Genomic DNA, 19438 nt, shown 5'->3' with positions numbered 1-19438 from the left:
ATGTCAATAGCGCCTCACGATCTGCGTCATCCAGAAGGAAAACAGCCGTGAGCGAGCCCGCCGCCCGCGGCCTTGTACCCACTGGTAGCCATCGAGAGCGTCACTATAGGATTACAATGTTATGAAGAACCGATGGGCCGGGGATTTCTCTTCCACCGGAAGAAACGGGATCGCACCGGTGATCCTTGCCTCTCATGTTCATTTCGATGCGCCCTTCAGAAGGGTCACTCGGCTAAATCTTTCTCATGCCTCCCGAAGAACAATCACCGCATATCGGCACTCTTCACCGGTTTCGTTCTTGAAAGTGCAGTCATTTGGAGGCCCGAGTTCCAGACAATCTCCCTCTTTCATCTCATGTCTGATCCTGCCTTCTACGAAGACGAGCTCACCCTGCAAAACCCATACGAGGTGTTTTCGATGCGCGTAGGAGGAAGCAGGAAAAGCCGATTGCTTTCCTGCAGGAAAGGTGACGTGGATGACATCGATCGGCGTGGAAGACCGAGGAGAAACATGGGTGCGAACGTAGCCCGTGACCGGATCTATCCAGGTGGGCTGATTGCATTTACGCAGCAACATTCCTTCCTGCATCTCCGCTCGAACCATCAGCGTGGACATGCTGATCTCAAAGGCGCCGGAAAGGCGAGCGAGTAACATGGCCGTTGGGCTTGCGTCGCCACGCTCCACTTTATGGATCATCGCACGTGATACGCCGGAACGCTTTGCCAGCTCTGTCAGCGACCAGCCCCGGAGTTCGCGCTCAATTTTTATACGGGCGCCAAGGCGCTCATCAACGTTATCTAACATAATAGACAATCTTTGCCCTGATTTTATAAAGGGTTCCGAAGTGATTACAGCGTCAACACGCCGAAATTTTGACTTGTAAGGTTAGTTTCAATCGATTATCGATCATCACAGCCATTCTGCCCTAATCTGCGGATCGGCACCAATCATCAAATATATTGGACAACCTCGCGCCATGGAAAATGTTATCGGAATCCGTCCGGCGGTTGAATCGGACCTACCAGCCATTCTCGACATCTACAATGACGCGGTACGAAACACCACTGCGATCTGGAACGAGACGCTTGTGGATCTGTCTAATCGAAGAGAATGGTTTGCCGACCGTATGTCCAAGAACCACCCGGTTCTGGTCGCCGAGAGGCAGGGCGAGATTGTTGGCTATGCCACCTACGGCGTCTGGCGCGTGATTGAAGGCTTCCGGCAGACAATGGAGCATTCCGTCTATGTCAGGAGCGATCGCAAGGGTGGAGGCATCGGGTCCGCGCTCATGCAGGCACTCATTTCCGAAGCGGGGCTCGCCATATTCACGTTCTCGTCGCATGCATCGAAGCCGAGAACCTGGGTTCGATTAAACTGCACGAAAAATTGGGCTTCAAAACCGTAGGGCGATTTGGTCAAGTCGGCCAGAAGTTTGGGCGATGGCTCGACCTCCTGTGCATGGAGCTCCAACTTCAAGAGGCCTCGAAACCTCCTGTCACAGCACAAGTTCTAGATTGAAAACGGAAACTTGTTCCTCTCACATGCTTCCTTCGCTACCGCACAGAAGGTGCTCGGGTCGATCTCGCCCTTGATGAGGCTTAGTGATGTCAGCGCGTTGGAACCTTGCTGAAGAGACCTTCGCTGCTGCGGGCAGGAGAACGTAGGCCCGACAGCATCACCGTGCATAGAGCCGGAGGCTGGGAGGATTTCGCCCGTTTCCCCCGAATCTCTGCCCGGATGCTTTTGCCTTCTTCCAACGCAACAGACAACAAGTCCCGCCGGCGCATGCAATCGAAGCGATGTTCGACGCGAGCATTGTTCGCGGGCGCAGCCACCTCAATCGTTGGCACGGCTGAGCTCCAATTCTCCGCGCGCAGCGGGTTGAACCGGCAGCTCTCGATGCCGAACTGGTTTGCCCAAAGAGTGTCCGCATCCAGTCGGTCACCGACTATCAATGCTTCTTCCTTGTTGAAAGTCCGGAACCTGCTTGCGGCGTACTCGAAGAACGCTGCATGGGACTTTGCTATTTGATGTCACTCTGACGCTCGGCAATCAAGCATTCCACCACCGAGGGATCAGCAAGCGTCGACGTATCGCCCAAGGCACCGAAATCGTTCTCGGCAATCTTGCGAAGTATGCGGCGCATGATTTTTCCCGACCGCGTCTTTGGGAGACCGGGTGCGAACTGGATCCTGTCAGGGGTCGCTATCGGCCCGATCTCCTTTCGGACATGCGCTTTCAGGGCGTTCACCAAAGCCTCCGACGGCTGCTCGTCGATCATCAGTGTCACGTAGCAATAGATGCCCTGCCCCTTGATGTCGTGCGGGAAGCCGACAACAGCCGCTTCCGATACGCTGGGATGGCTCGCCAGAGCGGACTCGATCTCCGCAGTCCCCATGCGGTGGCCAGATACATTAAGGACATCGTCGACACGTCCAGTAATCCAGTAGTAGCCGTCGTCGTCCCGCCTGCAACCGTCCCCGGTGAAGTACTTCCCCTTGTAGGTCGAGAAGTATGCCTGGATGAAGCGCTCATGATCTCCGAAAAGCGACCTCATCTGGCCAGGCCAACTATCGGCAATGCAGAGGCTTCCTTCGGCTGCGCCCGTCAGAACCTTGCCGTCGCCGTCAACGATTTCGGGCAGGACACCGAAAAATGGGAGCGTCGCCGAGCCCGGCTTTAGTCGGGTCGCCCCAGGTATTGGTGTGATCATGTGCCCGCCTGTCTCGGTCTGCCACCAAGTGTCGACAATCGCACAACGCGATCCGCCGACGACAGCGTAGTACCACTCCCAGGCTTCCGGATTGATCGGTTCGCCGACGGTTCCCAGAAGTCTGAGGCTCGCGCGGCTCGCACGCTTCACATATGCATCTCCTGCCCCCATGAGGGCACGGATAGCGGTGGGCGCGGTGTAGAAGATATTGACCTGGTGCTTGTCGACAACGTCCCACATCCGTCCCGCGTCCGGGTAATTCGGGACGCCCTCAAACATCAATGTGGTGGCAGCATTCGCCAAGGGCCCATAGACGATGTATGAATGTCCTGTCACCCATCCCACGTCCGCCGTACACCAGTAGACCTCGCCGGGTCGGTATTCGAAAACATGCTGATGGGTCATGGAAGCGTAGACAAGATATCCTCCAGTCGTGTGAAGGACGCCTTTTGGCTTACCCGTGGAACCAGACGTATAGAGGATGAAAAGCGGATCCTCCGCGCTCATTGGCTCGGGGGCGCAGCTTGGATCCGCGGCGTTCACCGCCTCGTGATACCAGAGATCGCGGTCAGGATTGAGGCTGATTTCCGATCCGGTTCGCTGTACCACCAAGACAGAGGTCACAAGGAGACCATCAGCCGCCGCGAGTGCGACGGCCTGGTCGGCATTTCTCTTGAGGGGAACCGTGCGTCCGCCACGGACGCCCTCATCAGCTGTGATGAGAACGGTTGAACCGCAATCTAGGATTCTTCCAGCAAGAGCGTCCGGAGAGAAGCCTGCGAATACGACCGAGTGGATGGCGCCGATCCGCGTGCATGCGAGCATGGCAACGGCAGCCTCCGGGATCATCGGCATGTAAATCGAGACAGTGTCGCCCTTTTTCACGCCCCTCGTCTTGAGCACATTGGCGAGCCGGGACACCTGGTCATGCAAAGCCTTGTAAGTGATGTGCTTCGATTGCGTGGGATCATCGCCCTCCCAGATGATTGCCGTGCGATCGCCGTGCTCTGCGAGATGGCGATCGAGGCAATTGTAGGAGACATTGGTAACCCCATCCTCAAACCAACGTATCCTGACATCGCCTTCAAAGCTTGTGTTCTTTACGATGCTATACGGTTTGAACCAATCGATGCGCTTCCCATGCTCACCCCAGAATGCCTCCGGGTCACGGATGCTTTGTTCGTAAGACCGCAGGTAGGTATCAAAATCCATTCCAATGACCTGCCAGTCATTCGCTTTCACAGTCTGCTGCAATTTTAATTCCTTCAAAATATCCATCCATCAAATTTCGTCGGCGCCGATTGCTGAAAGCGCCGCTCGAGCAACTTCGAAATCTTGCTCGCCAGAACCCGATCCTACGCCAATGGCGCCTGCCAGATTTCCGTCAAATCGTATCGGGAGCCCGCCGGGCAGATGTGTCACGCCTCCCTGGGAGGCGATGCCTGCGGCAACGCCGAATTCCACTGACATCGCCCCCGTCGCACCATTGATTGACGCAGCGGTGCGAGCCTTGGCGCGCGCTGTGTGCATGCTGAGGTACTTCGCACCGTCCATTCGGATGCTGGCGATCGTCTCTCCACTGGTGTCCACAATAAAGACGCACTGGGGCACCTTGATCGCCTTCGCGTGCGAGACCGCCGCAGACAGCGCTTCCAAGGCTGCTTCTGCGGTCACAGTGATGCTGCTTCGAAATTTCGACATATTATTCCTCCTGGAAAATCCGGCGATGGCCACTACAGATCTTGATTGAGTGCATGAAAGGCGGGCGAGCAATCCAGCAGACCACCGGCAGCCGGCAGGCGCCGTGGGTGTCGGCCTGATTGAAAAGGTTCACATAGTCAGCTTCGTCGGCTGTCTCGTCCGTCGCGCATTGAGCCGCGATCCACTGACCGCGGATCTCACGCGCTATCGGTTCGTGGTTCTGAAATCACGAACTCCGCAATAGAGACGATCCAGTCCCTCTGTGCTGCCAGCATCTAACTCCAGCGCGAAGACGACGTCTGAGGTGACCGCAGGCGACGCTTTAACCTTTTTTCTCCTGCCCTCCTCCGGTCGGGAACTGTCGGTCTTGATTGGAAAACATGCGCAACTCCCTTTGCCATGTCGATCGTATCGCGCATCATTCGAACGTCGGCCCCCTTTAGCGTTCATTCGGCATTTGCGGACGGCAACCTAGTGTATTTTATACAATACGGCAACAGTAATCGACTAGACAAAAGCATTTTGTCTCGGTAAAACACAATTCAGTAACTTAGAGGCGGACAATGCAGACACCACTTCAGACCCGGATTTTGGAGCAGCTTCGGCTTGAGCTGAGTGGAGATCTGAAATCGGGTGATCGCATCAACGAAGCGGAGATTGCCGAACAACTCGGAGTATCTCGCACGCCCATCCGCCGCGTTCTTCAAAAGCTTCAGGATGAGGGCGTTCTCGCCTTCGAACCACGCCGCGGTTTCATCCTGCGTGACCCCGCCTCCCTGCTGAAGAATGGCGAAGGAGAAACTGGGAAATCGCTTGACGAACGCGTAATGCGTGACATGGCGACTGGTGAGCTCAACGCGGTGATGAGCGAGCGCGCACTTATGCAACGCTACTCGGTAGCGAATGGCGTTCTCGCTTCAACTCTTCGCCGATTGACGAGGGATCATCTCGTCGAACCGTCACCGGGCCATGGATGGATTTTCGCGGACGTCAGTCCTCGGGCCATGGCCGAGAGCTATCGCTTCCGTCAGATTATCGAACCCGCCGGAATATTGGCGGATGGCTACGAAGTAGACCTGGCTGCGCTCAAGGAGCTCGACGACGATCACGCTGGTGCGATTGAGCACGTGCACCAAATGGATCGCCGGCGTCTTTTCGAATTGGACGCCCGCTTCCACAAGCTCGTTGCACAGGGCGCCCGCACAAGCGAATTGGTGAGTGCGATCGAGCGTCAGAACAACATCCGCCGAGTAACCGAGTACCTCGGTTTCATCCGCATCGAGCGCTTGCGGCAGTCGATGACTGAGCATCGCGGCATTATGGCCGCCCTCTTCGAAGGCAATCGCCAAGTCGCTGCGTCTCTAATGCATATTCACCTGCAAGTCTCGAGAGACGAGACATTCATTCACATGGACGACGATCTTGAGCTTCTTCGCGATGGCAAGGTGCGTCTGATGGAAGAGGACGACTCCGAGCTCACCGGAGACGACGATATGTAGAACTGATTTCCAAAGGTCACGCGGGAGAGATCGCGTGCGGCGCCGACGGAGCAATCCCCCAGGAAACTCTCAGGCAAAAGGACCGCGTGACTGGAAAATCTGGAGAGTGGCAGCAACGCCCACCGAAGGGGATACCGTTCAAACGGGAAGCTCTCAGGTACCAAGGACAGATGGGGATTACTAGGTCGCTTGACCTTTCGACAACTGTCTTTGGGAGAACACAAATGCCCCATATCGCGATCATTGGCGCGGGAATAACCGGGATCACCACTGCATACTCGCTGTTGCGCCGAGGCTACGACGTTACGATCTTCGATCGCCATGCCTACCCTGCTATGGAGACTTCATTCGCCAACGGCGGCCAACTGTCGGCGAGCAATGCAGAAGTCTGGAATCATTGGTCGACCCTCCTCAAGGGTATCAAATGGATGCTGACAAAGGACGCGCCCCTGCTCCTCAATCCCAGCCCATCATGGCCTAAATATTCATGGCTGGCTGAATTCGTATCCGCAATACCCAAATACAAGGAGAACACGATCGATACGGCGAGGCTCGCGATTCAAGCTCGCCAATACATGTTCGACATCGCTGAGCATGAAGGCATCAACTTCGATCTTGAGACGCGCGGCATCCTTCATTTTTATCGCGACGCAAAGAGTTTCCGTCATGCGGCGCAGGTGAACACTCTTCTGCAGGCCGCGGGCTTGGAGCGGAAAGCAGTTTCGCCTGATGAAATTCGATCCATCGAACCGACCTTGAGCGGAAATTTCTATGGGGGATTCTACACGCCTTCGGACTCTACGGGCGATATCCACAAATTCACACGCGGGCTTGCGCAAGCGTGCATCCATAGAGGTGCGCGGTTCGAACTTGAGGCCGACGTCGTTGGTTTCCAGCACCAAAGGGTCGGCATATCTGTCCAATGGGATCGGACTGTCGAGGCCGGAATGGCCGTCGCGGAGCGAGCGGAGCGGAGTTTCGACGGCCTGGTAATTTGCGCAGGGGTTGCCAGCCGGCGCTTTGCACGAATGCTGGGCGACCGCGTGAACATCTATCCGGTCAAAGGCTACTCGATCACGGTTCATCTTGACGATGAACGCAGTCAACAGGGAGCGCCCTGGGTCAGTCTTCTCGACGATGCCGCGAAGATTGTAACCAGCCGCCTTGGCAAGGATCGCTTCAGAGTCGCAGGAACCGCCGAAATCAATGGCGTGAACTACGACATCCGGGCTGACCGCATCGCTCCTCTGGTGCGTTGGACACGTCAGTACTTTCCGAACATCAACACCAGCCGAGTGATCCCGTGGAGCGGGCTGCGCCCGATGATGCCGAACATGCTTCCGCGGGTTGGAAAGGGTCGCCGGAACGGCGTTTTCTACAACACTGGTCACGGCCATCTCGGCTGGACACTTTCATGTGCTACGGCAGAGCTTGTTGGCGAGACCGTTGCGGGCGCCTACGCCGCCTGATGGGGCGGCCGGAGCTGAACGAAGACCCCGGAACCGAATTCAAAGGATGGAACCGAGATTCCACCCTTCCGGTTCTGGGGCATCACCCTTTGTCGCCGCCGAAAGCCTCCTGTGAACATTCTCGCGACCGCTCTCAACGACCGTCGTAACCACCGGTCAGCAGATGTCGCCAGAGTATTTGTTTGCGGTTGGAAGGCCCAGGAGAATTGCCGCAACGGCCGAAGGATCGAGCTGCGGGGAAATGCCAGCGATATCATCCCTTTGCCATTGCGGGTGGACGTTCTTCTCGATGTAGTTTGGAAACGCGGCTCGAAATCTTGCCAGTCGCACGGTTGTTTCGAAGAAGGATGCAAGGCACCGATAGCGCAGACAAAGCTGTCCATCACCGCCCCTTCTGAGCACCCGCCCCGCCGCCGAGATGACGGCGGGACGATTTTGCTCGATGGCGACAGTTAGAACCTCTCCGGGCTCATGAAGCGCCTCAGGACGTTTTCTGTAATTCGGGCAACGTTGTTATCGTATCCGCTCCAAGCCATCGCCGCTGCCCAGGCGATCGAGCCCGTCGAGAACACCGCGCCTCCCGATGAAGTTTCGAAGAAGGTCAGGTCGGATCTTATGAGATCGCTCTGCGTTCCGGACCATGTTGGTGTCGGATCCAGAAGATCCTCGGGCGTCATCAGATAGATGTCGGTGTGTAGACGCGAAGAGGCAACGACGAGCGCATTGGGTGGAGTGCCGAGTGTGAAATCGGTTCGGTCGATCTCATTGCCCGCTGCACCGCCCCCGTTGAGGCCGAAGTCCCCAATGATGTCTCCGTCAACCCCTTCGAAGATGAACGCAGCTCTGGGGTTCTTCGCGTCCTCGGTCTTGATGTAGGGCGACGATAAATCGAACCCTTGGGCCGTCATCCCTACACCGAATACTTCCTGTGGAGCTCGTCCGATGCGTCTCCATAATCCCCCAAGCTCTCCGGAGAACTGGTGATAGTAGTTCCCGGTGCCTGGCTCCCATCCGCGAATGCCGCTTTCTGAGCGCCTGCATTCAATCACGCCCGGAAGCTTTTCGTTGTAGGTGATACGCCAGTAGAAGCCGTTGCCACCAAGGTACATGATGCGGCCACCGCCGTCGGAATAATCCCGATAGGCGTCGAGCATTTTCGTGCTCGTGTATTCCGGATGACTTCCGGTAACGACGACCTTGTATTCGGCCAAGGCTTCGACGCCTTCCGCTTCAAGGTCCTCATCAGTCAGAACATCGTAGCCAATACCACGGCTCTCAAAGAAGCCCAGAATATGGGTGTCGGCATTGAACTGCCAGATATTGGATCCCAAGCCCCCGATAAACCCTTGAACCTTGGGCTGAATGTCTAGAACTGGTCGGAGACGGGATGAGTAGAATACGCCCGAGCCGTCCGAGTGGACCTCGTACAAGGAAAGCCCGTACTGTGGATTTTCCTGCAGGAAGACGTGGTGCCTGTCGATCTGCAGAAGCTGCCCTGCACCGATTTCGGTTTCCGAGACATCGATGCCGAGCCTATGGTTCGCGTAGGCCATATAGCTGGCCGTCGGCATTACGAACACGACAGAATTCTTCCGAGCGGTTTTTGCGGCTCTCACCGCAAACACTAGATAGTATTCGCTGTCGCCATCAGCCGAAGTCAGATGTGCTGCGTAGACGCCGCTGCGCAGGTCTTCGGGAAGCTGGAAGGTGAAATCATTTTCCCATCCGGCATTATAGAGGTCGTCATCGTGGAAATGGACGGCAGCATACTGTTCGGGACGCTCGACCCACTTATAGACAGACCCGTCCCAGGCATGGCCGGCCACAGCTCTGTGCGGAAGATTGAACAATGTTCCATCAAGGGAGTGCGGGCCGCGATCACTGAAGGTATCGTTTGCGATATCGGTGCTGAAATCCCATTCGGCGATGACTGTGCCGATCCGTCGCTTGCCCGTCAGGTGCTGGACCACGCTGTCTGCCGAGGGTTGGCCACTGCAAACAAATGGCGCCTCGATCTTCCCATTGTAGCAGAGCGTCGGCCTGCCGCCATCAAGCACGGCCGCGAACGCAATCTCGCTCCAGTCGACTTCGAGCGCAGCTGAAACTCGCCCTGTGCCGGCGCCACTGTCGCGGATCGATGGAAATGTCTTAAGAGGCTTTTGTTCGACGCGAAGTTCATTGGTGGCCGGATTGAACCATCCGACTACGGCATACCACGTTTTGCCGCGGCATGGCACATCTGTACTTGCTTCTGCGATGCGTCTGCCATCGCTGATCGCTTCAAGGGTAGCGCAGCCCCGGTCATCGAGGCTGAGCCGCAATCCGGACCCGGAGCCGACGGAGATGATGGTCTGCCGCGAAGAGCCCGGCGTCGTCGGCCAGATGAGTGCGGCGATGGAGACAGGGCCTTCTACGGAAAGAGGTGCCCGCGGCAAGACGCGCCCGTAGGAGCCTGTGACTATCTTCTGTTCACGTGCGTTGAACGGTCCGCCGATTTCGCAAGCGACCTCGTCTTCCTTGTAGCCTGGCCCATCTGGATTGATGTCGCCTTGAACGATCCGCTTGAGGGTCGCGTTGTAGGCGTCGATACCCTGCCCGCTGACTTTCACGTCGACCTCTTCTCCAGGCCGATAGCTGATCTTGCTGCTGTAGGCTGTTATCTTAAGCATTGACGGCGCCCTCCCCGATCAGTTCGTGGTCGATGTCCTCTCCTGTAAGGTCCTTCCAGCGCCGGACAAAAACGTCGCGCTCAGCTTGAAGCTGGCATTTGTATTCCACTCCCTCTACCAGGGAGATGGGCTCACCACGGCGGGCAGGAAGTCGACCGAGCGCCCATCTCCGATAAGGCTGCAAGATGACGAGAACGTATTTTCCATCGAGCTCTCCGCCGCGCATGACGTTCAAAACGCGCTGTAAGCCCGGGCTGTGGTGCCCTATAGGGTTGCGCATGAATTCGTCGATGAATTGTTTGTCTTCCGGTTGAAGCGAATACCTGTTCATAGCGCACCTCAGACGTTGAGCTTGAAATGATACGACTTAGGACGGGTCAGATAGTCAAATCCAACACGCGACAGGGTTGCCCCTCTTCCCGAGTCCTTCACGCCCGTCCACGCGAGTTCGGGATCGAGGAAGTCACATCGGTTCATAAAGACCGTTCCCGTGTCGAGCTGCTCACCGATCGCTTCGGCAGCGTCCGGATCTGCGGTCCAGATGGAAGCTGTGAGCCCATACCTGCTGTCATTCATGAGGCGCACAGCTTCGGCGTCGGATTTCACCGGCATGATGCCTGCGACTGGTCCGAACGTTTCCTCTGTCATGATCGACATCGTATGCGCACAATTCACGAGAACCGCAGGAGCAAGATACGCCGTTCTCCCGTTGTCTGCAGCAAACTTGCGGCGATCGACGAGTGCCCTGGCGCCCTGGTCCACGGCTTTGCCTATCTGCCGCCTGACAAAATCGGCCGCAGATGCCTTGACCATCGGCCCGAGGGTGGTCGCGGCGTCGCGCGGATCTCCAAGTTTCAGCTGCTCTGCGTAGGCGACAAGCCCATCCACCACTGTCTTGAAGTGGCGTTCGTGAACATAGACACGCTCGATCCCACAGCAACTCTGGCCTGAATTGAAAAAGATTCCATCGGCCACATTGGCAATGGCGTGGTCGATGTTGGCGTCTCCCCGGATATAGGCGGGATCCTTGCCTCCGAGTTCGAGCCCTGCTGATTTGAAAGTCTCAGCCAGGGCGCGTTGGACGGCGCGCCCGCCGGCAACCGAGCCCGTGAAGCAGACGTAAGCCACGCGCAGATCTGCAACCATTTTGGCGACCTGATCGTGATCGATGTGCAGGTACTGGAAGACACCATCGGGCAGGCCCGCTGCTCGGAACGCCTCATCCATTCTTTCAGCCGCTAAGGGCGTTTGATCAGAATGCTTGAGCAGAACGACATTGCCCGCGACCAGCGCCGGGATAACGGCATTGACCGCGGTTAGGAACGGATAGTTCCAAGGAGCCAGGACAGCGACCGTTCCTAACGGAGCGCGACGGATGGAACGGGCAAAGCCATCCATTGCGTTTGGAACAATCGGGGCTAGCGCGTCTGGTGCCAACGATAACATGGTATGCGCACGGGCCTCGAAACCGTTCACCTCGCCGCCGCTATATGCGATCGGTCGCCCGATCTGGTCAGTGATCTCGCGTGCGATTTCGTCCTTGCGTTCGACGAAGGCGCGGACGGCGCGCAACAGTATCTCGACACGGTCAGCGATAGACAGTCTGCGCCATTCCTCGAATCCCACGGCAGCCCTGCTGAGAGCAGCGTCGACGTCCGCGTCGGTGTGACGCTTCCGGGTAAGAAGGACGCTGTCGTCGATAGGGGTAATCGTTTCAAATGATGACATGCTGTTTCTCCTCCTCTTCCCGGCTCAGCAGCGCTCGAACAGCCGTAGCTTTTCCCAATCAGTGACCGCACCCTCGAAAGCGCCGAGCTCCCAGCGACCGCAGTGGAGGTAATGGCGCACAACATCCTCGCCGAGGGCTTCACGAAACGGACCGGAACGCTCAAGCGCATCAAGCGACCGATAAAGCGCTCCCGGAATGCGCGCTACGTTGTCCGCAGTGTAGGCGTCTCCGGCAAAGGCTTCCTCGAGAGGAAGCTTTTCCTCCACGCCGCGAAGGCCGCTCGCAATCAATGCAGCAAATGCGAGATACGGATTCGCATCGGCGCCTGGAACGCGGCATTCGAACCGAATCGACTTGCCCTTTCCGAGAACACGAAAAGCGGTTGTACGGTTGTCGACGGACCACGCCAGGCGAGTTGGCGCGAACGTCCCGGCCGTGAACCGCTTATACGAATTGATGTTGGGCGCGTAGAAATAGGTCGCCGCCGGAGCATGCTTTATCGCGCCCGCGAGGAAGTGCTTGAAGAGAGCCGACATTCCATCATCTGCCGTCGCATCATGGAAGCCAGGCGTTCCATCCTTGAGGCTGCGGAGCGACAAATGGATGTGGCATGAATTTCCCGAGAGGTCCGCGCCGAGCTTTGCCATGAAGCTGACTGACTTGCCCATCTGGTGGGCTATTTCCTTGCATCCGTTCTTGTAAAGGACAAGACGGTCGCAAGTCTCGAGGGCCTCGGCGTATTGAAGATTGATCTCCTGTTGACCTGGGCTGCATTCAGCCTTCGATCCTTCAACAGGGATATCGGCCCGCTCCATCAGATTGCGGATTGCACGGATGTAAGGTTCATCCTTTGACGTCTGGAAGATGTGACCGTCCTCAGGATACCAGCTCGAGAACTTCAAGTTCTCGTACTTCGACGATCTCGCGTCGTCGAACGTCTGGTTGAAAAGATAGAACTCCAACTCCGCAGCCATGTCTGCGGCAAAACCAAGCTCTGCGAGCTGATCTTGCTGTCTGCGAAGGACTTGCCGAGGGGAATGTTCCAGCGCGATACCGTTGGACGTCGTTACATCCGAAAGGACAAGCGCTGTCTTGGGAAGCCAGGGGATGGCGCGCAGAGTGGACATGTCAGGCACGAGCGCGAAGTCTCCATACCCCTTTTCCCAGGAGGCCGACTCGTAGCCGGGGACGAGCGTCATCTCCATATCGGTTGCGAGGAAGTAGTCGCAGAATAGCTGGGGCGAAACATTGGTTTCGAGGAAGAAGCGTGCAGTCAGGCGTTTTCCGATCAAACGCCCCTGCATGTCCGTCATCGCCACGATGACCGTGTCAATCTCGCCATTGGAAACCGCGGTCTGGAGCTGCTCCAGGGTTAAGCGGCCGGCGAGTGTCTCGTTCAACGCCTGGCCGCCCATGTCAGGCAGCCGCACCGCGTCGCGGTTCGAGAAAAATTCGTGGTTCAATCTCTTCTCCTCCAAAGAAGACCCTTCCTCATATTGGGCCCGGCGCTCAACGCCTATTGTATCTTGCATGCGTGAAACGCACACATCCGATTTCGCGCGCAGCGGATCGGTGAAGCAGCCTACGCGAGCGAGCGGCTATGGTGTCAAACTGGCAAGAACACCACAAAACCGCAGATTTGGCGGTTCTTCGGGGTGTTTTCGATGCTATCCGGACACTTTGCTTCACCGGAAGACATAAAAACTCGCTCAACTCACGAAAAGCACTTTGATCACGAATTGACATATTGCGCAAGATGGTGTTTCATTCATTTAGTGTTTTGTTCGATCAAAACGCAATTGAAGAAAAGCGAAGCCATCGTCTCAATTGGAGGAGACCTCATGAGTATTGCAGCCCAATCCTGGGAACGCCGCGAAGCGACGAGCTTCTTCCACACATTCACCGATCTTCCTTCTCTCAAGGCCGATGGCCCGGTGATCATCGATCATGGTGAAGGTCCCTATATCGTTGACACCAGTGGTCGGCGTTTCTTCGAAGGAAATTCGGGCCTTTGGAACATGACGCTCGGTTTCTCCGAGCAGCGCCTGACGGATGCAGCGATCAAGCAGTATCGGGAGTTCCCGGGCTACCACACGTTCTTCGGACGCAACTCCAAGCCGACGGTGCAGCTTGCCGAACGGATGCTGGCGCTCGCTCCTGTCCCGATGAGCCGCGTGTTCTTCACGAACTCGGGTTCGGAAGCGAACGAATCGATCGTGAAACTGCTTTGGATGATGTGGGCGGCCGAGGGCAAGCCTGATCGCCGGAAGTTGCTCACGCGCAAGAATGCCTATCACGGCGCCACCGTTATGGCTTCGGCCCTCACGGGCAAGGACTACGTCAAGGCCTTCGGCCTGCCGGGTCCGGAGATCGTCACATTGGAGTGCCCGCACGCATGGCGTTTCGCACTCCCGGGCGAGAGCGACGAGGAGTTTGCAGCGCGTCTCGCGAGTAACCTCGAAGCAACGATCCTGAAGGAAGGGCCGGAGACCATTGCTGGCATGTTTGCGGAGCCCGTGATGGGTGCAGGTGGCGTGATCGTTCCGCCAGCGACGTACTTCGCAAAGATCCAGCCGATCCTTAAGAAGTACGGCATTCCGCTGATCGCCGACGAAGTGATCTGCGGCTTCGGCCGTACGGGCAGCCTCTGGGGCACGCTCGCGGTCGGACAGCAGCCGGACATCATCGTCGCCTCGAAAAGCATGTCGGCCGGCTATTTCCCAATGGGCGCTGTGATGCTTTCCGCAGACATCGACAAGCGAGCTACCGCCGCGAGCGAGATCTGGGAGGAATTCCCTCACGGATTCACCACGGGCGGACATCCGGTAGGCTGTGCAATCTCACTCGAAGCCATCCGGATCATCACGGAAGAAGGCGTGTTCGAAAACGTGAAGTCTGTCAGCGAGACGTTCCAGTCGGGGCTTCGTGCGCTTGCTGATCATCCTATGATTGGCGAAGCGCGTGGCCTAGGCCTTATGGGCGCACTTGAAACCGTGGCTGACAAGAAGACGAAACAGTCCTTCTCCGGTGATCTGCGCATCGGCGAAAGGATCGCCAAGGAAGCCCGGGATCGCGGCTTCATCATTCGACCGCTCGGAGCCTCCGTCGTGCTTGCACCCCCGTTCATCTCGACGCGAAGCCAGATCGAGGACCTCCTCGGAGTACTCAAGGAAGTCCTGGACAGCGTCTACGGCGCCGTCAAAGAGAAGGTCGCGTAACAATGGACGCGCTACCCTTCCTCGACGGTCGCACGCCTGTCAGTGTCCGGAATGAGGATGGCAGCTCGCGGATCGTTTTGGTCTGCGAGCACGCGTCCAACTACGTGCCGCCGCATCTGGATGGACTGGGCCTGCCTCCCGAGAAGCTTGTCGAGCATATTGCCTGGGATCCCGGCGCCCTCGGGGTGGCCAAAAAACTCTCCGATATGCTGGATGCACCGCTTGTCTTCGCGACCGTCTCCCGTTTGGTCCTCGACATCAATCGCCAGCCAGATCATCCGGGATCAATCGTCAAGCTGAGCGAGGCAACGGAAATCCCGGGCAACAAATCGCTCTCGGATGCAGACCGTCTCCTGCGCTGCGATGCCATCTATCAGCCTTTTCACGCGGCTTTGGAAAAGGTCGTTGGAAAGCGAACTCACCGCTCACCGTGGGTCATTTCGATCCACAGCTTTACCCCCGTCTATAAGGGCGTGCCGCGTCCTTGGCACGTGGGGATTCTCCACAATCATGACACCCGTCTTTCTCACCATCTGATCGATCGCCTGTCGAACGATCCTGACTTGGTTGTCGGTGACAATGAGCCCTACGCGCCGACGGATGGCGTTTATCATACGATTGAGCGTCACACTCTCCCTTACGGGTTTGCGGGTGCGATGATTGAGATTCGAAACGACCTAATTTCGAATGATGAAGGTGAAGCGGACTGGGCAAGCCGCTTCAACCGTATTCTGAAAGGAATGCTCACCCTAAATAAGCGATAGGCAACCTCCGGCTGACGTCCGTTGGTTACCCAGCGGACGCTGGCCTCCAACGAACCACAGAGGAGAACAAAAAATGTCAAATGGGCAAGTAAAGCTCGATCGAAGGCTGGGAACGACATCCGCAGCGATGTTTGGGCTTTCTTACATGTCGCCGCTGGTCGTCATCGCGACATTCGGCGCAATCGCCGTCAAGACGGGCGGAGCCGTCGCCACTGCATATCTCGTCGCAACAATTGCTATGCTCGCCACCGCTGTCAGCTACGGCTTCATGGCCGCGCGTACACCGATTGCCGGATCGGCCTATACCTATACGTCGAAAGTCTTTGGCCCCGCCTCGGGCTTCATCGTCGGGTGGCTGCTCCTGCTAGACTATTTTTTCATTCCGATGGTCATTTGCCTTCTGACTGCCACCAGCCTTTCGACGCTTGATCCGAGCATTCCGTTCCCCGTCTGGGTCGTAGGCGTTACCGTTCTTTCGACCATCATCAACATCCTTGGCATTAAGCTGACGGACACCGTCAACCTGGTCATTATGGTGATCCAGCTCGTGATGGTGGCGATGCTTGGATATCTTTGCGTGATGGCGATTCTGCAAACTCCTGACGGCGCGATTCTGTCTGTAAAGCCCTTTACCAATGCGGAAACCAACTGGTCCATGATCATGGCCGGAGCCGCGGTTGCTTGCTATTCCTTTCTTGGATTCGATGCGATCTCCACTCTTTCGGAAGAGACGGTAAATCCGCGGCAATCGATCCCGCGTGCCATCATGATCGCAACTCTTCTGGGTGGAGCAATCTTCATGGTCTCCACCTACCTTCTGATGGTCACGCATCCTTCACTGACCTTCGATAGCATCGACACCGCCGCATACGAGATCGTTGGCCAGGTGGGTGGCCCCGCTTTCACGACGGTATTCACGATCGTGGTCGCAGTCGCGTTTTTTGCGGCTGGACTTTGCGCGCATGCCAGCGCTTCCAGACTGCTGTTGGTCATGGGAAGAGACAATGTCATTCCCTCCAGTCCGTTCGCTTATGTGAACCCGCGTCTTAAGACGCCGATCGTCAATATTGTCTTGGTTGGGCTGGTCATGCTCGCCGCAATGAAGTTCGATATATCCACGTCGACGGCGTTCATCAACTTCGGCGCCTTTACAGCGTTCTTTGCTGTAAATGCCTGCGTCGTTCGATATCTGATGAAGAACGCGGAAGAACGGAATGGTGGCCGAATGATCCTCATTCTTATCTCCTCAGCCGGCGCGCTATTTTGCGCAAGCCTCTTCTACAGCCTCGACAAGCTTGCCATCGAACTAGGCTTCTCCTGGCTGGCAATCGGAGTCGTGTACCTATTGGCTAAAACGCGCGTGTTTAAGCGCCCGCTGCCAACCATCTCGACCGAAGCATAACGCAATCGCAGGCGGGGCTATTCAAAGATAGCCCCGCTGGTGCAAGGCAGTAGTGTTCCTCATCGCGCTGCCTCGTGTCCCTTTCGTCGGGTGTTATAGCCACGAGGTTTATCCAGTCAGCACAACCTGCAGCGGGGGCCGATTTCCTGGCCTGCCGGCGTCCAGCAATGTTCCGCACAGGTCAATCTATCGATCTATTACGATCGTGTGCGAAGTTACTGTCTTCCAGCGTCCATGTCGCCCTCTGGAACGATAAGTTATTTCGCGACAGAGGCAATCGCCGCCAATGACGAGCTCCCGTCGAGTGAGTTCCTCGAGAATTGACCCATCGTGGCTGTTTCAAGTTTGAAGAGATTTGCAGCCCCGTTGAGGAGTTAAATCCGCCATTTCTTCGTAATCGATATGCAACTCCGTGCTCAACCACGAGAACACAAAGACTGCTGCTCTCCTGCAAGCACCTGCCGGACGTGGCGTGCAAGAAGCATGCAAAAGGCTTCGCCCGTCGGAACTTGTGGAAATGGCGGGATTCAGTGCCTTTCGAACGACGGAGGCAGGTGACAACAACCATCGCGAATGAAACCTATTACCCCGTTTTCAAAAAGGGGAACCGTCATGACCACTACCAACGAAATCGCAGACAAGATCGCCGTCGATCACAACCTCACCAAGGCTCAGAGCAAGGCGGTCGTGGAGGCTGTGTTCGCATCCATTACCGCTGCAGCGACCTCCGGCGCAGAGACGTCCATCCCAGGATTTGGAAAGTTTAAGGTCAAGGACACGCCGGAGCGTGAAGCGCGCAATCCGGGGACCGGCGCTATGATCAAAGTTGCAGCTGCAAAGAAGCTCACCTTCCAGCCGGCCAAGGCGCTGAAAGATGCGCTGAATAACTGACAACGGAACAGCCTTGCTCGGTCGAGCAAGGCTGTTCGCCTCTGTTTGGCAGCTGGACGTGGATCCACATCTGTGGCGTTGATTGGCCGCTGGATAGGTTCTGCCGTATCAATATCTTGAGCGCTTGCCCGATCAGTCGGCTGATGGGGCGAGATGAATGATGTCTCCCCTCGACCAGCCTTCGGCGAGGCGCATTAGAAACTCCATCTCCCTTCTTAGCGTGACCGTGCGACTGACATCGTCGGCATGCTCGTTTTCGGTACGGACGTGATAAAAATCACCTACCGCAATTCCGGCCGCTTTTCGCTTGTCCTCAAGCGAGAACTTCAAATCTGCGAGCTCCTCCTTAACAGCGAAGTAGCGCCGCATAACTGCGATCAAACGCAGATCGTTTTCTGCTCCATCCATATTAGCGCCTTCCAAAATGCTTTAAGTAGGAAGAAGCAGATTCGCTCTCTTTTGTCACGCCTCGACCGACAATCGTTAAGATGGTACTTTAGCACCATCTCAACTGGAGAGGATGTAAAGCTGGCTCTGTTGCAAATTTCCATTTTGGTCAAGACGGCGGGAGGTTAGGACGTTGAATACCTCGCAACCTGGCGGTTTTCGAGATTCTGAGCGAGCAATGCCGCAGCTTCCGTCAGGGCGCTCGGTCCGATGCCAAAAGCCCGTTCAACGATACGGGCTTCGCCACGAACGTCACCCGTCAGATTGAAAATCGCAGCCTGGCCCTTGCGCAAGGCTCGCATGACCTCGAAACCTTTGATCGTCGCATAGGCCGTTTTCAGCGTCTTGAACCCTCTCACCGGCCTGATCAGCTGTTTCAGCTTGCCGTGATCAGCCTCGACGACATTGTTCAGATATTTGACCTGCCGGTGCACAAGCTCGCCGGGGCATTTGCCTTCCGCTTTCAAGTGCGCGATGGCGATGCCATAAGTCGGAGCTTTGTCGGTGTTGATCACGGTTGGCTTTTCCCAATCCTTCAGACCGTTCAGGGCCTTGCCGAGAAAGCGCTGGGCGGCTTTGGCGTTGCGGGTCGGGGACAAATAGAAATCGATCGTGTTACCGTGCTTGTCGACGGCCCGGTAAAGGTATGTCCATTGGCCACGAACCTTCACATAGGTTTCGTCGACACGCCAACTCGTTGATTGCGGACGACGCCAGTGCCAACGCAGCCGTTTTTCGATCTCCGGCGCGTACTTCTGGACCCAACGATAGATCGTGGAATGATCGACGACGACGCCCCGTTCACCCATCATCTGTTCAAGGTCGCGGTAGCTGACGCCATAACGGCAATACCATCGCACTGCCCAAAGGATAATCTCGCCCTGAAAATGACGCCACTTGAAATCGCTCATCAAAAATCTCGCTCAAAATCTTCGC

The 19438-nt window shown here is 56.6% G+C and carries 16 protein-coding genes, 1 pseudogene and 1 riboswitch; of the genes and pseudogenes, 7 read left to right on the top strand and 10 right to left on the bottom strand.

Annotation, left to right across the window (positions count from 1 at the left end; all coding sequences use genetic code 11):
• Positions 1-243 precede the first annotated feature (243 nt).
• Entirely contained in the window at positions 244-813 is a 570-nt protein-coding gene (locus QA648_RS32350) for an XRE family transcriptional regulator (protein WP_283054573.1), read from the bottom strand.
• A 163-nt stretch (positions 814-976) separates the two neighbouring features.
• Here QA648_RS32350 and QA648_RS32345 point away from each other — a divergent pair.
• Positions 977-1518 (top strand): annotated as a pseudogene (locus tag QA648_RS32345) (N-acetyltransferase family protein).
• An 89-nt stretch (positions 1519-1607) separates the two neighbouring features.
• Here the strand turns inward: QA648_RS32345 and QA648_RS32340 are convergent.
• The 3 genes from QA648_RS32340 to QA648_RS32330 form a co-directional block, all read right to left on the bottom strand.
• Positions 1608-2027, bottom strand: a complete 420-nt coding sequence (locus QA648_RS32340) for an HAD hydrolase-like protein (RefSeq protein ID WP_283054739.1) — start codon at positions 2025-2027, stop codon at positions 1608-1610.
• Positions 2024-3925 (bottom strand): acetate--CoA ligase, encoded by a 1902-nt coding sequence (acs, locus tag QA648_RS32335; RefSeq protein ID WP_283054738.1) that lies wholly within the window; start codon positions 3923-3925, stop codon positions 2024-2026. Before acs ends, QA648_RS32340 begins: the two co-directional genes overlap by 4 nt.
• A gap of 69 nt (positions 3926-3994) precedes the next feature.
• The gene (locus QA648_RS32330) at positions 3995-4414 is read right to left on the bottom strand and encodes a heme-binding protein (RefSeq protein ID WP_283054572.1); all 420 of its coding nucleotides are present in this window, start codon (positions 4412-4414) and stop codon (positions 3995-3997) included.
• 563 nt (positions 4415-4977) lie between these two features.
• Between QA648_RS32330 and QA648_RS32325 the strand changes: the two genes are divergently transcribed.
• Together QA648_RS32325 and QA648_RS32320 are read left to right on the top strand one after the other, a co-directional pair.
• On the top strand, positions 4978-5913 hold the full coding sequence (locus QA648_RS32325; protein WP_283054571.1) for a GntR family transcriptional regulator: 936 nt from the start codon (positions 4978-4980) through the stop codon (positions 5911-5913).
• An 11-nt stretch (positions 5914-5924) separates the two neighbouring features.
• A riboswitch (glycine riboswitch) is annotated at positions 5925-6008 on the top strand.
• 129 nt (positions 6009-6137) lie between these two features.
• Positions 6138-7382: a D-amino acid dehydrogenase gene (locus QA648_RS32320; RefSeq protein WP_283054570.1), complete on the top strand. Its 1245-nt coding sequence runs from the start codon at positions 6138-6140 to the stop codon at positions 7380-7382.
• Between the two features lie 452 nt (positions 7383-7834).
• On the opposite strand, the gene QA648_RS32315 is transcribed toward QA648_RS32320, so the two are convergent.
• The 4 genes from QA648_RS32315 to QA648_RS32300 are packed head-to-tail and all read right to left on the bottom strand — an operon-like array spanning position 7835 to position 13195.
• A complete protein-coding gene (locus QA648_RS32315; RefSeq protein WP_283054569.1) occupies positions 7835-10051 on the bottom strand; it encodes a N,N-dimethylformamidase beta subunit family domain-containing protein in 2217 nt (738 codons plus the stop codon).
• Positions 10044-10382, bottom strand: a complete 339-nt coding sequence (locus QA648_RS32310) for a hypothetical protein (RefSeq protein ID WP_283054568.1) — start codon at positions 10380-10382, stop codon at positions 10044-10046. The genes QA648_RS32315 and QA648_RS32310 overlap by 8 nt, the downstream gene beginning before the upstream one ends.
• Positions 10383-10390: 8 nt before the next feature.
• On the bottom strand, positions 10391-11779 hold the full coding sequence (locus tag QA648_RS32305; protein WP_283054567.1) for an aldehyde dehydrogenase family protein: 1389 nt from the start codon (positions 11777-11779) through the stop codon (positions 10391-10393).
• A gap of 24 nt (positions 11780-11803) precedes the next feature.
• Positions 11804-13195, bottom strand: a complete 1392-nt coding sequence (locus tag QA648_RS32300) for a glutamine synthetase family protein (protein WP_283054737.1) — start codon at positions 13193-13195, stop codon at positions 11804-11806.
• Positions 13196-13621: 426 nt separating this feature from the next.
• Between QA648_RS32300 and QA648_RS32295 the strand changes: the two genes are divergently transcribed.
• From QA648_RS32295 to QA648_RS32280, 4 genes are all read left to right on the top strand, one after another.
• Positions 13622-14998, top strand: coding sequence for an aminotransferase (locus tag QA648_RS32295; protein WP_283054566.1), 1377 nt, complete (start codon positions 13622-13624; stop codon positions 14996-14998).
• A 2-nt stretch (positions 14999-15000) separates the two neighbouring features.
• Positions 15001-15762 (top strand): N-formylglutamate amidohydrolase, encoded by a 762-nt coding sequence (locus QA648_RS32290; protein ID WP_283054565.1) that lies wholly within the window; start codon positions 15001-15003, stop codon positions 15760-15762.
• Positions 15763-15835: 73 nt separating this feature from the next.
• Complete coding sequence (locus QA648_RS32285) at positions 15836-17164, top strand: APC family permease (protein ID WP_283054564.1); 1329 nt, start codon at positions 15836-15838, stop codon at positions 17162-17164.
• 612 nt (positions 17165-17776) lie between these two features.
• Positions 17777-18055, top strand: coding sequence for an HU family DNA-binding protein (locus tag QA648_RS32280; RefSeq protein ID WP_283054563.1), 279 nt, complete (start codon positions 17777-17779; stop codon positions 18053-18055).
• A 132-nt stretch (positions 18056-18187) separates the two neighbouring features.
• Here QA648_RS32280 and QA648_RS32275 read toward each other — a convergent pair whose 3' ends face one another.
• Positions 18188-18463: a hypothetical protein gene (locus QA648_RS32275; protein ID WP_283054562.1), complete on the bottom strand. Its 276-nt coding sequence runs from the start codon at positions 18461-18463 to the stop codon at positions 18188-18190.
• A 164-nt stretch (positions 18464-18627) separates the two neighbouring features.
• Positions 18628-19413: an IS6 family transposase gene (locus tag QA648_RS32270; RefSeq protein WP_283054561.1), complete on the bottom strand. Its 786-nt coding sequence runs from the start codon at positions 19411-19413 to the stop codon at positions 18628-18630.
• Positions 19414-19438 lie beyond the last annotated feature (25 nt).

This window comes from Rhizobium sp. CB3171, assembly GCF_029714265.1.
Taxonomy (GTDB): domain Bacteria; phylum Pseudomonadota; class Alphaproteobacteria; order Rhizobiales; family Rhizobiaceae; genus Rhizobium.
Note: the sequence above shows the minus strand (reverse complement) of the source record. Positions and strands in the feature narration are given on the sequence as shown.